Source organism: Allobosea sp. Root670 (genome assembly GCF_001429415.1).
GTDB lineage: Bacteria > Pseudomonadota > Alphaproteobacteria > Rhizobiales > Beijerinckiaceae > Allobosea > Allobosea robiniae.
Genome location: NZ_LMJU01000016.1, coordinates 189,786 through 204,268, shown reverse-complemented (window position 1 = coordinate 204,268; position 14,483 = coordinate 189,786). Strand labels below are relative to the sequence as shown.

At 65.4% G+C, this 14,483-nt stretch carries 11 protein-coding genes; 6 read left to right on the top strand and 5 right to left on the bottom strand.

What is annotated here, in order from left to right:
* The first annotated feature begins 20 nt into the window (after positions 1-20).
* From bcsA to ASE61_RS16375, 4 genes are read left to right on the top strand one after another with little or no spacing between them, the layout of a single operon-like run.
* Complete coding sequence (gene bcsA / locus ASE61_RS16390; RefSeq protein ID WP_061968650.1) at positions 21-2,204, top strand: UDP-forming cellulose synthase catalytic subunit; 2,184 nt, start codon at positions 21-23, stop codon at positions 2,202-2,204.
* Positions 2,201-4,657 (top strand): cellulose biosynthesis cyclic di-GMP-binding regulatory protein BcsB, encoded by a 2,457-nt coding sequence (locus tag ASE61_RS16385; protein ID WP_061968648.1) that lies wholly within the window; start codon positions 2,201-2,203, stop codon positions 4,655-4,657. Before bcsA ends, ASE61_RS16385 begins: the two co-directional genes overlap by 4 nt.
* Positions 4,654-5,673 (top strand): glycosyl hydrolase family 8, encoded by a 1,020-nt coding sequence (locus ASE61_RS16380; RefSeq protein WP_061968647.1) that lies wholly within the window; start codon positions 4,654-4,656, stop codon positions 5,671-5,673. Before ASE61_RS16385 ends, ASE61_RS16380 begins: the two co-directional genes overlap by 4 nt.
* The gene (locus ASE61_RS16375; RefSeq protein WP_082617477.1) at positions 5,664-7,808 is read left to right on the top strand and encodes a tetratricopeptide repeat protein; all 2,145 of its coding nucleotides are present in this window, start codon (positions 5,664-5,666) and stop codon (positions 7,806-7,808) included. The genes ASE61_RS16380 and ASE61_RS16375 overlap by 10 nt, the downstream gene beginning before the upstream one ends.
* 386 nt (positions 7,809-8,194) lie before the next feature.
* Here ASE61_RS16375 and ASE61_RS16370 read toward each other — a convergent pair whose 3' ends face one another.
* Positions 8,195-9,070, bottom strand: a complete 876-nt coding sequence (locus ASE61_RS16370) for a flagellar motor protein MotB (RefSeq protein WP_061968643.1) — start codon at positions 9,068-9,070, stop codon at positions 8,195-8,197.
* A gap of 28 nt (positions 9,071-9,098) precedes the next feature.
* Positions 9,099-9,956 (bottom strand): flagellar motor stator protein MotA, encoded by an 858-nt coding sequence (gene motA, locus ASE61_RS16365; protein ID WP_061968642.1) that lies wholly within the window; start codon positions 9,954-9,956, stop codon positions 9,099-9,101.
* A gap of 332 nt (positions 9,957-10,288) precedes the next feature.
* Between motA and ASE61_RS16360 the strand changes: the two genes are divergently transcribed.
* On the top strand, positions 10,289-11,161 hold the full coding sequence (locus ASE61_RS16360) for a PhzF family phenazine biosynthesis protein (RefSeq protein WP_061969135.1): 873 nt from the start codon (positions 10,289-10,291) through the stop codon (positions 11,159-11,161).
* Positions 11,162-11,679: 518 nt separating this feature from the next.
* Positions 11,680-12,111 (top strand): hypothetical protein, encoded by a 432-nt coding sequence (locus ASE61_RS16350; protein WP_413813540.1) that lies wholly within the window; start codon positions 11,680-11,682, stop codon positions 12,109-12,111.
* A 171-nt stretch (positions 12,112-12,282) separates the two neighbouring features.
* Here ASE61_RS16350 and ASE61_RS16345 read toward each other — a convergent pair whose 3' ends face one another.
* Genes ASE61_RS16345 through ASE61_RS16335 form a run of 3 tightly spaced genes read right to left on the bottom strand, consistent with a single transcriptional unit; the run spans position 12,283 to position 14,481 of the window.
* Positions 12,283-13,068 (bottom strand): inositol monophosphatase family protein, encoded by a 786-nt coding sequence (locus tag ASE61_RS16345; RefSeq protein WP_061968636.1) that lies wholly within the window; start codon positions 13,066-13,068, stop codon positions 12,283-12,285.
* A complete protein-coding gene (locus ASE61_RS16340) occupies positions 13,055-13,786 on the bottom strand; it encodes an ABC transporter permease (protein ID WP_061968634.1) in 732 nt (243 codons plus the stop codon). The genes ASE61_RS16345 and ASE61_RS16340 overlap by 14 nt, the downstream gene beginning before the upstream one ends.
* Positions 13,783-14,481: an ABC transporter permease gene (locus ASE61_RS16335; RefSeq protein WP_061968632.1), complete on the bottom strand. Its 699-nt coding sequence runs from the start codon at positions 14,479-14,481 to the stop codon at positions 13,783-13,785. Before ASE61_RS16335 ends, ASE61_RS16340 begins: the two co-directional genes overlap by 4 nt.
* Positions 14,482-14,483: the final 2 nt, after the last annotated feature.

The following is a 14,483-nucleotide window of genomic DNA, read 5'->3' as shown; positions in this document are numbered from 1 at the left end:
CCCGGATTGCCGAAAGCCCGATGCGAACTGCGAGCTACGTCATCTTCTGGGCCGTCATCGCGATGGTCGTTATCGCGCTGATCACCCTGCCGATCAGCCTGCAGGCGCATCTGATTGCCGGGGCGATCGTGGTCGGCGCGATGATGGTCCTGAAGTTCCTGCGGCCTTATGGCGTCTGGCGCCTGATCGCGCTCGGCTTGGGCACCGCGATCGTGCTGCGCTACGTCTACTGGCGCACGACCAGCACCTTGCCGCCGGTCAACCAGCTCGAGGATTTCATCCCGGGGCTGATCGTCTACCTCGCCGAGCTCTACAATATCGGCATGCTGGGCCTCAGCCTCTTCGTCGTGGCGATGCCGCTGCCGAAGCGCAAGACGCCGCCGATCGACCTCGCCAACGCACCGACGGTCGACGTCTTCGTGCCGACCTACAACGAAGAGCCCGAGATGCTCGCGACGACGCTCGCGGCTGCGCTGGCGATGGATTATCCCGCGGGGCGCCTAAACATCTTCCTGCTCGACGACGGCGGCACCGACGAGAAATGCAACGCCGACGATTTCGCCGCGGCCAGCGCCGCCCGCGAGCGCCGCGCGACGCTGACGAAGCTCTGCGAAGGGCTCGGCGTCACCTATCTCACGCGCGAGCGCAATCTCAGCGCCAAGGCCGGCAATCTCAATAACGGCATCGCCAACTCGCAAGGCGAGCTGATTGTCGTCTTCGACGCCGACCATGCCCCTGCACGCAGCTTCCTGACCGAGACGATCGGCTATTTCGGGCAGGACCCGAAGCTTTTCCTGGTCCAGACCCCGCATTTCTTCATCAATCCGGACCCGCTGGAGCGCAATCTCCAGACATTCCGCTCGATGCCGTCCGAGAACGAGATGTTCTACGGCATCATCCAGCGCGGTCTCGACAAATGGGACGCCTCGTTCTTCTGCGGCTCGGCCGCCGTCCTCCGGCGCACGGCACTGGAAACCACCAACGGCTTCTCCGGACGCAGCATCACCGAAGATGCGGAAACGGCGATCACGCTGCACGCCACCGGCTGGCACAGCGTCTATGTCGACAAGCCGTTGATCGCCGGGCTTCAGCCGGCGACCTTCACCAGTTTCATCGGCCAGCGCTCGCGCTGGGCGCAGGGCATGATGCAGATTCTCATGTTCCACCGTCCGATGTTCAAGCGCGGCCTCTCGCTGCCGCAGCGGCTCTGCTACTCCTCTTCGGCGCTGTTCTGGCTCTTCCCCTTCGCGCGGCTGACCTTCCTGGTCGCGCCCCTGTTCTACCTGTTCTTCGGCCTGGAGATCTTCACCGCCTCCGGCGCGGAATTCATCGCCTATGTGCTGAGCTACATGGTGGTGAACCTGATGATGCAGAACTACCTCTATGGTCGCTATCGCTGGCCGTGGATTTCGGAGCTCTACGAGTTCATCCAGTCGGTCTACCTGCTGCCGGCCGTGGTCTCGGTGCTCATCAATCCGACCAAGCCGACCTTCAAGGTCACCGCCAAGAACGAGTCTCTGGAGACCCGGCAAGTGTCGGAGCTTGGCCGGCCGTTTTTCATCATCTTCGCGGTGCTCTCGCTCGGTGTCGTCGCCACCTACTGGCGCATGCTCACCGAGCCCTACAATGCAGACATCACGTTGGTCGTCGGGCTGTGGAACATTCTGAACCTGTTGATGGCCGGCTGCGCGCTTGGCGTGGTCTCGGAGCGGCCGGAGGGTCGCGGCGCGCGGCGCTTCGCCGTGAAGCGTCGGGGTGAGATTACCATCGACGGACGCAAGGCCCGGATCGTCACCGAAAACGTCTCCGTCGACGGTATCGCCGTCCGCGTCATGTCGAAGGAATTCGATAAACTTCCGGTCGGTTCGACCGGGGAGATTACCGTCGAGACCACGATCGACATGCCCCGGGGCGCCCTGCCTGTGCGCGTCCGCCGCCTCGCGCCCGACGACAAGGGATTACTGCTGGGCTGCAGCTACGAGCCGGCGGAGCCGGTGCATAACCGCATCATCGCCGACCTCGCCTTTTCCGATGCCGAGAACTGGAGCCGGTTTCAGAAGGCGCGGCGCCACAATCCCGGCGTCATCTACGGGACGCTACGCTTCCTGCGGCTCGCCATTTTCCAGACGAGCCGAGGATTGTCCTATCTCTTCGGTCTCTACCGCCTGTCCCGCTCGACCACCCGGCCGGGAGCGGCGGAATGAAGCGCCTCCGGTTCCAGGCCCATCTCGCCGCGCTCACATCCTGCGCGCTCCTTGTCGGCTCGCCGCTCCCGGCACAGGAATCTCCGGTCGTCCAGCCCGGCCCGGCACCCTTCATGATCGCGCCGCCCGCGCCGTCCCCGGCTCCGACGAGCCCTGCGCCTTCCGCGAAGCCGGCTCCGGTTCCGGTACATGAGACCAGCCCGACGCCAGCCTCGCTGCTGTTCAAGCCGCTGCTGCCGGCGGGGCGCGTCACGCTGGAAGGCGAGAGCGATGTCCGCAGTTGGGGGTTCTACCTGACGCAGGACGAGGCGACAGCCGATCTGAACCTCGACATTGCCTTTCAGAACGCCCTCGTGGTGATGCCGGAAGCCTCGCGATTGACGGTGCGCATCAATGGCGAACGCGTCAGCGAAATGCCGATCGCCTCCTCCGACCGCCTGAAGCGCAGCTCCATCGCATTGCGCAAGGGCCTGCTCCGGACCGGACAGAACACGATCAGCTTCGAGGCCGTGCAACGCCATCGCATCGATTGCACAGTCGGCTCGACCTATGAACTCTGGACGCGTATCGATGGCGCCGGCACGCGGCTGGCTTTCAGGAATGCGAACACCCGATCCTTCGCCCTGCGGAGTCTCGACGATCTGCCCGCTGTCGGCGCCGACGAAAACGGGCTGACGACGATCGCCATCGTCGCGCCCGGCGCGGCGCGCGCGAGCGCCGCGAACAGCATCCTTGCCGTCGCCCAGGCGCTGGCATTGCGCGGCCGCTATGGGCAGGTCACGGTCAGCGTAACCGAGCAACTGCCCGCCCGCATCCGGCCGGGCACGCTGACCGTCGCGCTCGGCACGAGCGAGGAGATGCGCGCGCTGCTCGGCGCATTACCGGCCGATGCGGGTGGCCGCAGCTTCGTCGGCTTCGTCCCGAATCCGCAGAAAGGCGCCGATCTCCTGCTCGTCACCGGCGAAGGCTGGCCCGATCTTGAAACCCTCATCGCCAAGTTCCTGACCGCGCCTGTCGCCCGGCCGGCCAATATCAACCGCAAGACCATGGATACCGCGAGCTGGCACGTGCCGGACGCGCCCTTCATCTCCGACAAGGAGGCGATCCGCTTCTCCGAGCTCGGCATTCCCACCCAGGAATCGACCGGCCGGCGCATGCGCGTGCGCGCCATCGTCGCGATGCCCGGCGATTTCTACGCCAATGCCTATGGCGAGGCGACGCTCTATCTCGACGGCGCCTATTCACAGGAGGTCCTGCCGGGCGAGAGCCATATCGAGGTCTTCGTCAACGGCAACGTCGCGGCAACCGTGCCGCTCAATGCGGCGACGGGCGGGTTGCTCCAGCAGTTCCCGATCACGATCCCGCTGCGGCATTTCCGGCCGGGGATCAACGAGATCTGGTTCGAGGCGGTGACGCTGGCCAAGTCCGATCTCACCTGCGGCCCCGGCGCGACCCTGGCCGGCAAGAGCCGCTTCGCCCTGTTCGACACCACCGTCCTGTCGATCCCGAACTTTGCGAAGATCGGCGTCAGCCCCAATCTCGGGGCCATCGCCGGCACCGGCTTCCCGTATTCGGTCGCCTCCCGCGTCGCGCTGGTCATGGGCCGTCAGGACAATGCCAATCTCAGCGCGGCAGCGACGCTGCTTGCGCGCATCGCCCGCAATGCCAGCCGCCCGCTTGCCATCGATCTTCTCGCCGGGACAGCGGCCGTGGGCGACAGGCCGGCGCTGATCGTCGGCGCCGCCGGCCAGATGCCGGCCGGCCTATTGCCCCGGGTCGGCGTCGCCGACAATGTCCGCGCCACCTGGCCACAGCGTGCCGATGCCGTGGTGGTGACGCCGGATGCCGAGGGTGCGGCCGTCTTCGACGCCGTCATCAACCGCCTGCAGGGCCGGGAGGCCACGCCCGAGGCCTCCGGCGGCGTGGCTCCGACCACCGAAGCGGTCCGCGATCGCTGGCGCGGCTCGCTCGGCGGCCCGCTGGCGCGCTATTTCATCGGCTTCGACCAATGGCTCCAGCACACCTTCGATCTCTCCTTCGCGCAATTGCGCGCGCCATCGCGCGCGGCCTCGCTCTACGAGCCGGCGGAAGGGACGGAGCTGATCGCGGCTCAGGCCGCCGATCCCGAGACGCGGCAGGTCTGGACCGCTTTCATCGCCCGCCGCGATGAAACCCTGCAGAGCGCCGTCAACCGGATCGTCACGCCGGGCAACTGGGCGGGCATGGCCGGCCGGATCACCGCTTTCCGCGGCGCCCAGGACGCGCATGTCATTTCCGCCGACAGCACCTCCTTCGTCATGACGCGGCCCTTCAGCCTCGCGAATATGCGGCTCGTCTTCGCCAACTGGATGTCCAGCAATATCGGCATCTACGCGCTGGCGCTGCTGATCGCCTGCATCGGGCTCGGCATTGGAACCTCCCTGATGCTCGGGCGGTTGGGTCGGCGATCATGAGATGGACGCTGGCAGCGATGATGGCGACCTTCCTCGGTCTGGCGCCGGGCGTGCGCGCAGCCGTGCCTGCGGATGCCTGGGCGCTCTACCGACAGAAATTCGTCACTGCGGAAGGGCGGGTCGTCGACGATCTCAACGGCGGCATCAGCCATAGCGAGAGCCAGGGCTACGGCCTGCTGCTGGCCTGCCTGGCCGATGATCGCACGACCTTCGCCAGCATCTTCGCCTTCACCCGGACCGAGCTTCTGATCCGCGATGACGGACTCGCAGCCTGGCGCTGGGACCCGAAGGCGAGCCCGCACGTCACCGATATCAACAATGCCAGCGACGGCGACCTGTTGATCGCCGATGCCCTCGCTTGCGCAGGCACGCGCTGGAACATGCCGGCCCACAGCGCCGCCGCACGCCAGATCGCGACATCCCTCGCAAAGGTCGCGCTGCGCCAGCACGCCGGACAGACCTGGCTCATGCCGGGCGCTGTCGGCTTCTCGGAGAAGGACCGCGCCGACGGGCCGGTGATCAATCCGTCCTACTGGATCTTCGAGGCCTTCCCGACCTTGGCGAAGCTGACCGGGGACCCGCGCTGGATGCAGGTCCAGACCAGCGGTCTGAAGCTGCTGGACGATCTCGCCAAGCGGAAGATGCCGGCGCCGGAATGGCTCTCGGTCAAGGCCGAGCCTCGGCCGGCGGAGGGCTTTCCGGCCCAGTTCGGCTACAACGCCATCCGCATCCCGCTCTACCTGCTGCGCGCAGGGCTGGGCGACAAGGCGCGGCTCGCGCCGTTCCGACAGGCCTGGGCTGGCGGCACGGCGGTCGTCGATGTCGCCAGTGGCAAGCCGGTCGAGCCCTTGCCGGACGCAGGCTACCGCATCCTCTCCGCGTCGCTCGCCTGCGCACTCGACGGCACGCCGATTCCCGCCGAGCTCAAGGCCTTCCAGCCTACCGCCTATTACCCGTCGACGCTGCATCTCCTCTCCCTCTCGATGCTTGGCGAGAGGTATCCGCAATGTCTGTGAAATCCATTTTGATCGCCGTCGCCGTCTCGGGTCTCGCCTTTTACACGCTGGGCCGCTACGGCCATGACATCGCCTCGCGTGAAGCCGTGCAGCCCGTGATCCAGCCGGCACTGGCGCAACAACAGCCTCCGCAGGCGCCGGCCGAGGCTGTGCCGGCACCGAACGATGTCGCGCAAGCCAAGGCCCCGGACCGCCCCGCCGCCGCCCAACCCGCTGCGCCGAAGGTCGACGAGACCGCGCTGCGCTATTTCGCGGGGCAGGGCGACACCCGCCGCTACGAGGCCGAGCTCGCGCGGCTCAGGGCGCTCTATCCGGATTGGAAGCCGCCGACGGACCTGAGCTCGCAAGGGAAGGGACAGGCCGGCGATCCTGAGCTAGAGCGGATGTGGCGGCTCTTCGCCGAAGGCAAATATGGCGAGGTCCGTGCCGCGATCGCCCAGCGGGGCAGCACCGATCCGAACTGGCGCGCTCCGGCCGACCTAACAGCCCAGCTCGACACCGCCGAGGCACGTCAGCGCCTCGTCAACGCGTCGAACGCCCGGCAATGGGAACAGGTCATCCGTCTGGGCACCGAGACCCCGGCCATGCTGACCTGCGCCAGTGTCGATGCGCTCTGGCGCGTCGCCGAGGCCTTCGTCCAGACCGGTAAGCCCGAGCGTGCGCGCGACGCCTATGCCTATGTCCTGACCAATTGCACCAAACCGGCCGAGCGCACCGGCACGATGCAGAAGGCGCTCGCCACCCTACCGGAAAATCTCGTCGAAGCCTTGCTGTCGCAGGAACAGCAGAACGAGTTCGCGAGCATCCGCGACGAGATGGCACGACGCCATATCGGCAAGGCCGCCGACGATCCGACGCAGAAGGCGACGCCCGCGGAAATCCAGCGCATCGAAGCCCTAGCCAATGCGGCCTCGACGCCCGATGACGCCATCCTGCTAGGCTTCTACACGCTCCACCATGACGAGCCGGCCAAGGCCGCGACTTGGTTCCAGACGGCGCTCGCGCGCAACGGCGGGGCCAAGGCGGCCGAGGGAGCGGTGCTCGCATTGGGCGACACCAAGAAGTATCAGGAGGCCGAAACGCTCGGCGCTCAGTGGCTCGAAGCCGGCGCGGCCAATCGCAAGGCCTATCTCGATGCCATCACCGCCCTGCTCACCCAGGAGCCTCCGCCACGCCTGGACCGCGCCGTGATCGAGCGCATCGTGAAAACCGTGGGGCAGGACAAATACGCCGCCGGCGCCGGAGCGCTCGGCTGGTATGCCTACAACGCCGGGCAGATCAGCCCGGCGGGAACCTGGTTCGAGACGGCGCTCTCCTGGGATCGTGGCAATGAGCCGGCGGCTTACGGGCTGGCCCTTGTCCGCGAACGCCTGCGCGACCAGGCTGGCTTGCGCACGCTCGTTGCCGAATGGGGCAGCCGCTCGCAGAGGATCGCGGACATCCTCAATCCCCGGCGCCCGCGCTCGGCCCCGACAGCCGAGCATGAGCGCCAAACACGTCAGATGCCGGCGGCGGAATCGGCCCATCGCCGACCAACACCCATCGTCAGGTCCGGCCCCGACGAGCCGATCGCACACGACGCGGCTCCGGAGCCGGCGAGACGGTCGGACGCTTCCCGCGCGACCGGTGGCAATTGCGGAGGTGGCAGCTCAGGCGCCGCCGCCTTGCAGCGCGGCTGGTGTCTCCTCAATCTCAAGCGGCCGGTCGCAGCAGCGCAGGCTTTCGAAGCCGCACGGCGCGGCGGCAATGCGCAGATCGCCTCCGATGCCGCCGCAGGCGTGGCTTATGCCAAGATGCAGCAGGGGCTGACGGCCGAAGCGACCGTCGCGGCCAGCGCCGCCAACCTGCCGCCGGCGCGCCGCAAGGAGCTGTCCACGCTGCTCCTCGCCGAACAATTCTATGCCCAGTATGATGCCAAGGATTACAACGGCGCGCTCATCACCCTGTCGCAGCGCCGCCGCCTGGCGCCCGAGACGACCGACCTGATGCTGATGCGCGGATGGTCCTATTACAATCTCGGCCGCTACGACGATGCCGCGCACATCTTCGAGGCGCTGTACAAGGCCAACAAGTCGCCCGAGGCCCTGTCCGGCCTGACGGCGATCCGTGATGTCACCAAGCGCAACGCCCAGTGATCACGGCGTCATGCGAAGCTTCGTACCGACATCTCCGGGAATGTGTGTCGGCTTCCTAGCGCAACATGCCAATCTTCTCCGTGATTGGCGACGACGGCTAATGATTGCATTTTTTCCGACTAAAATGGCTAAGTCGCTCTGAACGTTGAACGATGGATGCGAGCCTGCAAGCCTCATGAAGCGCCCCCTGTTTCAGGCTCGCATCACTGACCTCGAAGCCCTTTTCGAGCGTCGCGTCGATGATTGCTAGCGGCGCCCTGCCCGTAGCTTCGCGCAGTACATCGACGTTTCCGAGGCCTTGATCCGCGTCGCGATGGTCCCCGTTTGCAGGCCAGCCACTGAACTCAATCTCAAACGGTCACTGAGGCGATCGACGCGCCTTGCCGTCAGGGAAAGGTTCCCGGGGGTAGCGGTGGCTCCGCATTGAGGAGCGTGATCGTAACGCGTCGGTTAGACGGGCTGTAAGCATCGTCGATGAAGAGCGGCTCGGTGTCGGCGTGTCCCACCACGGAAGCGAAGCGGTTGCTGGGAAGCCCGGCTCCCGACAGGATCTCGCGCACGGCGAGTGCGCGCCCGGCGGTGAGGGCCCAGGAATCGGTGGCCTGCACCGAACCCGGGCGCGCGGCGGACGTGTGGCCGGCGACAGACAGTTGGTTGGGCAGCCGGCGCAGGGTGGGCGCGAGCGCCTCCAGCACGAGACGGGTGCGCTCGTAGGGCCGGACCGAGCCCTCGGGGAACATGGAGCGGCCGTACTCGTCCACAAGGGAAACGTTCAAGCCCTCCTTGGTCGGCTCGATCACGATGTTGCGCGACAACTCGGAAATTTCGGGCATTTTCTGGAGCGCCTGCCGCAGGCTGGCTACGGCGCTGTAGTTGGCCTGCATGTCGGCGGCCGGGCGGCTGGCCTCGCGGTCGCTGGCGCGGCCCGAGCTGGTCGGGCGCGCTTTGTCGTCCTGCCCGGAAGTCCCCCTCGCCGCGTCGCGGGGCACTGAGGGCCTGTTGCCTGACTTGTCCAGGGCACTGCCCATCAGGACGCCACCAGAGCCGCTGGTCGTCGGACTCACAGATGCCGGCGCAAAGTATTCCGCCAAGCCGATCTTCTGCTCTTGCGTCGTCATGCTGATCAGCCACATCAGCAGAAAGAACGCCATCATGGCGGTTACGAAGTCCGCATAGGCGATCTTCCAAGCCCCGCCGTGGTGCGCATGAGCGGCCTTCTTGACCTTCTTGACGATAATCGTCGGCTGGGTGGGCTTAGTCATCGAGTCTCTGCCGGAGATTGGATCAGATCTAGGCGGGGAGGCCGGCGGTTGCCGCTTCCACTTCGTTGAACGTTGGGCGGACGTCGCTCATCAGAGCCTTGCGGGCAAATTCTACCGCCATCACCGGCGGCTGGCCGCCGATATGCGCGAGGAGACCCGCCTTGAGTGAAAGAAAGTATTTGGATTCCGCCTCGAACGTGCCCTTGAGCGACTGCGCCATGGGCCCGAAGAAGCCGTAGGCGACGAAGACACCGAAGAAAGTGCCTACGAGCGCGCCGCCGATCAGATGTCCCAGCACCTCCGGCGGCTCGGTGATCGCCCCCATCGTCTTGATCACGCCGAGCACGGCGGCGACGATGCCGAGCGCCGGTGTACCGTCGGCAAGCGACTGCATTGCCGCAACCATACGCTCCTGCTCCTGATGGTGCGTCTCCAGTTCCTCGTCCATGAGAGCGTCGATCTCGTGGACGTTGTTGGCACCCATCGTCAGCATTCGCATGTAGTCGCAGACGAACTCAACCGCATGATGGTTCGCTGCAAAAGTCGGGAAGGCATTGAACAACGTCGACTCGCTCGGATTTTCGATGTGCTCCTCGACAGCGAGCATGCCCTTCTGCTTTACAAACTTGTACAAGGAATACTGCATCCCGAGCAGTTCGACGTAGCATTCCTGCTTGTACTGGGGACCCTTCATGAGCGTGCCGAGCATGGCGGGCACAGCCTTGAGCACCGGCGCAGGGTTGCCGATGACGAAGGCACCAATCGCTGCACCGAGGATGATGACAAACTCGAACGGCTGCCAAAGCACCTCAAGGTGGCCGCCCATCGCCGCGTAGCTTCCGAAGACGCAGACGAAGACGATTATTGTGCCGACGATCAGCCGCATGGTCTGCCACCCTCGCGCCGCAGCAGGTACAGCCCGCGCGAAGCCACTAACTAGCCCAACGAACTGACCGATTAAGGTTAAGGGCGAGTTTATGACCAGTGGACGACAGGCTAGTAAGCGCCGTCCTTCGACGACGGCTTTGAAGTTTGGGTCGGTAGGGTAAGTGATCAGGAGTGCCCGGATTTGGGCATTGAGATCGAGCCGGCGGGTCTCGGCGAACGTCAGCAATCGACCCAAAGCTGACGTGAAGGCATGCCCACTTGTGATGGACGAGCTTTGCTCGTAGCGACGCTTCGCATAGTTGAGCCGACAGGATCGGAATGGAGAAAGACATGTCTCGCGCTTTCAAAGTCGTCGATGCGTTTTCGGCAAAGCCGCTTTTGGGCAATCCCGTGGCTGTTGTGCTCGATGGTTCGGGGCTGACCGACGCTGAGATGCAGGCCATCGCCAGTTGGACGAACCTCTCCGAAACCACATTCGTCCTGCCGCCGACCAATCCGAATGCGAGCTATCTGCTGCGAATTTTCAACCCGAGCGCGGAGATGCCTTTCGCCGGGCATCCGACATTGGGGAGTGCTCATGCTGTGCTTGAAGCGGGCATTGCGACGCCGAAGGATGGAAAGCTCATTCAGGAATGCGGTGTTGGATTGGTGGACGTTGCGGTGAATGGCGATGGTCCTGACCGGATTTTGACCCTCTCGCTGCCACCAGCGACACTTACCTCTTTGACCGGCGAAGAGATCGACGAGGTCGAAGCGATCCTGCGACATCCGATTATGCGCGATGCTACGCCTGCGATTATCAATGTCGGGGCCGTCTGGATCGTCGCACAACTAGCCAGCGTGGACGCCGTGCTGGGCCTGGAACCCGATTTGATCCGCTCGGCTCAGTTCGAAAAACGAAAGGGCGCGACCGGAATCACCGTGTTCGCTGGGCGATCAGATAGCACGCCGGACATTGAAGTCCGTACCTTTGCCCCGTCATGCGGGGTCAGTGAAGACCCCGTGTGCGGGAGCGGCAATGGCAGCGTCGCCGTTTTCCGCGCGAGCCGGGGGCTGCTTCCTGCGAGCGGCGTAAACTACAAAGCTGAACAGGGTCGGCGCGTCGGTCGCGACGGCAAGATCAGCGTCACGGTCGATGCTCAGGGGCAAGTTCAAGTCGGCGGCGCGTGCGTCACCACCGTAGATGGGTTCATTGCGGCATAGCTCGCACTGTCCGCTTCCGACCCATTGCGGACACAACTCGCGAAAAAGCCCGCTAGCCGGAGTTCCGAGGCTACAATGAGTGGCGGCCACTCAAAAGACATAGACAAGCCATGTGGAGGGAGCATGCTCGGCGCTGCAGTTGTCTCCATCCGCTTTTGGAAATGACCGCTGGCGGCGCGCATTGACGCCGCCTAGGCGGAGACCTGTCATGCATACCGGAAAAGGCTCTTTGGTCCTGCGCAATGGGCGCAACCTTCCAATTTGGCAGTGACTACGACGATACCCGCGCAGGCCATCTTCTCTGCGACACATCCGCACTCGACCCGGCATTGCTGCAGGATCGGCTGCATATCGTTTGCGATGACGGAACTTCTATCGTCGTTGCGGTGATGCACTCCAGTGATCGATATCTGGCGGTCACAGGGCGGGTTCTGCCGGCGGCTGCCTGATACAGCTCTGCCATCATAAGTAGATGCGCGAGAGGCGCGTTGCCACTTGATCGGCCCAGCGGCGGCGAAGTGCCCATCACCGCGTCAGCGATCGAGCCAAGCCAAAATCAAGCACTGACCGGGCCAAGGAAGCTCAAATGCAGCGCACCCCGAAAACTGGATAATTACGCGGTGGCTGCATCATACGCGCAAACGCATGCGTCCGGATCGATGCTGTGGGAACCGGGGTGCTATCCGATGAAGATTCCGATGGCCGGGATCGCGGCGGCAGTGGGATTCGCCGGCCTGAGTGGCTTGACTGCGTCAGACGCCGTCTGGGCCAGGCTTTCCCCTTCCTGCCAGGTCAAGGGAAACATCAGCATCAATACGGGGGAACGCATCTACCACGTCCCCGGCCAACGCCGTTATCTCGAGACCAATATCAGCCCGCAACACGGCGAGCGCTGGTTCTGCACGGCCGAGGACGCCGAACGCGCGGGATGGAGGCCAGCAAGAAGCTGAAACGAAAAAGGCCCGGCGCCGCGCGAGCGGGCCGGCCCCCTGTCCGCTCTTGACCCGTAGCCGACGTCTGGAACGTCTGCTTCGGGGCAGTCTGGCGAGGTCGGCAGTCAGGCGGCCAAGGCTGACCCCTTGCTGACATCCGGAGAGTTCGGTTCCGGACGATCCAGTTCATCAATGGCGGCGCAACCGGTCGAGAACCGCTTCATGCAGTGTCGGGCTGCCGCTCGCCACGACACAGCGATGGCCGGAATGGATCGTGAGCTCGCGGCCTTCCCAATCGGTGATCGCGCCGCCGGCATTGCGCACGATCGGCGTCAGCGCGCAGTAGTCGAACGGATCGAGCCCGCCATCGAGGCTGATGTCGAGCGCGCCGTCCGAGACCCGGCCATAGGCGTGGCAGCCGCCGCCATAGACGCACCACTTCGTATCGCTGCGCAGGCGCTCGAAGGCGGCACGCTCGCCGGCGTCGAATGGCTCGGGATTGCCGTTGCCGAGGATGGCATCGGCCAGCGATGCCCCTTTACGGGTCTGGACCGTCTCGCCATTGCGGCGCGTCGGCAGGCCGTCGCCGCCGATCCAGCGCTCCGCCGTGACGGGGTTGTCGATGACGCCGAGGATCGGCGTGCCCTTGTAGGCCAGAGCGATCAGCGTGCCGAAGGTCGGGATGCCCGTGATGAAGGCCTTGGTGCCGTCGATCGGGTCGATGATCCAGACGAAGTCACGGTCGAGCCCGATGGATTCGTATTCCTCGCCGAGGATGCCGTGATCGGGATGGGCGATGGCGATCTCGCGACGCAGGCTGTCCTCGACTCGGCGGTCGATCTCGGTGACCGGGCTGTGATCGGCCTTGGTGTCGAAGCTGCGGCCCTTGGCGATGGCTTCGCGGATGATCGCGCCACTGCGATCGGCGAGGCGCTCGGCGAAACCGGCGAAGGCGTGGATGTCAGGCTTGGACATGAGCTTCTCCGGCGATCACCGCCGTGGTGCTGGCGGGCGCGCGCTGGTGTCTGGCGAGCCGGTATTCGAGGGCTCGCAGGGCTGCGGTCAGGATGGCGGCGATGACGAGGTAGATCGCAGCCGCTGTCACGAAGAGCTCGTAGGGCGCGAAGGTGCGCGCCACGATTGTATTGGCGGTGCCCGTCAGCTCCATGAGCGTGATGGTGCTCGCCAGCGACGTCGCCTTGAGCATGCTGACGACCTCGTTGGCATAGGCCGGCAGGGCGAGCCGGAAGGCGCGCGGCAGGATGATGACGCGATAGGCCAACGGGCCGGACATGCCGCAGGCATGGGCGGCCTCGATCTCGCCGGCCGGCACCGCCTGGATCGCGCCGCGCAGGATATTCGCCGTATAGGCGGCGGTATGCAGCGAGAAGGTCAGGACGGCGCAGAACCACGGCTCGCGGATGAAGGGCCAGAGCGCGCTCTCGCGGACGAAGTCGAACTGCGACAGGCCGTAATAGACGAGGAAGATCTGGACCAGGAGCGGCGTGCCCCTGAAGAACGAGATGTAGAAGGCGATCACCGCTCGGACCGGGCCGGGCGCCTCCAGCCGGGCGATCGCCATCGGCACGGCCAGCGCCATGCCGAGCACGAGAGCGGCGGTCAGGAGTTGCAGGCTGAGCCAGGTGCCTTCCAGCAGCGCCGGCAGGCTCTCGATCATGAGGCTCGGGTTCATCGCGCCAGCTCCCGTTCGCCACGGCTGGCGCGGCGTTCCAGTTTCGCGACGATGAGCCCGTTGCTGGTGGTCAGCGCGTAGAAGATGATCGCGGCGATCAGGTAGAAGCGGAAGGGCTCGCCCGTGACAGCCGTCGCCATGCCGCTGACCCGCATGATCTCCTCCAGCCCGACGACCGAGACGAGCGAGGTGTCCTTGATCAACGAGATCCAGTTATTGCCGAGTCCCGGCAGGGCGAAGCGCCAGATCTGCGGCAGGCGCACCGTCATGAAGGCGTCCCACCAGGAGAAGCCGAAGGCCTCCGCCGCCTCGATCTGGCCTTTCGGGATGGCGAGGAAGGCGCCGCGCAGCACCTCCGCCGCATAGCCACCGAAGACGAGGCTGAGCGCGAAGACACCGGCGGCGAAGGCGGGAATCTCGATGAAACCCGCAGCCATCCCGATCGACTTGGCGAGCCCGGTCAGCGTGACCGAGCCGCCGAAATAGATGATCAGGATGATCAGCAGTTCCGGCGTGCCGCGCATGATCAGCGTGAACAGGAAGCCGAGCTGCCGGACCAGCCACCAGCGGGAGAGCTGGGCGAGCGCGCCGAGAATGCCCCAGACGAGCCCGAGCGCCAGCGCGGCGAAGGCGACCTCCAGGGTCGTCAACGCGCCGTGCAGGAGCTGGCCGCCCCAGCCCATCAGGACATCCATCG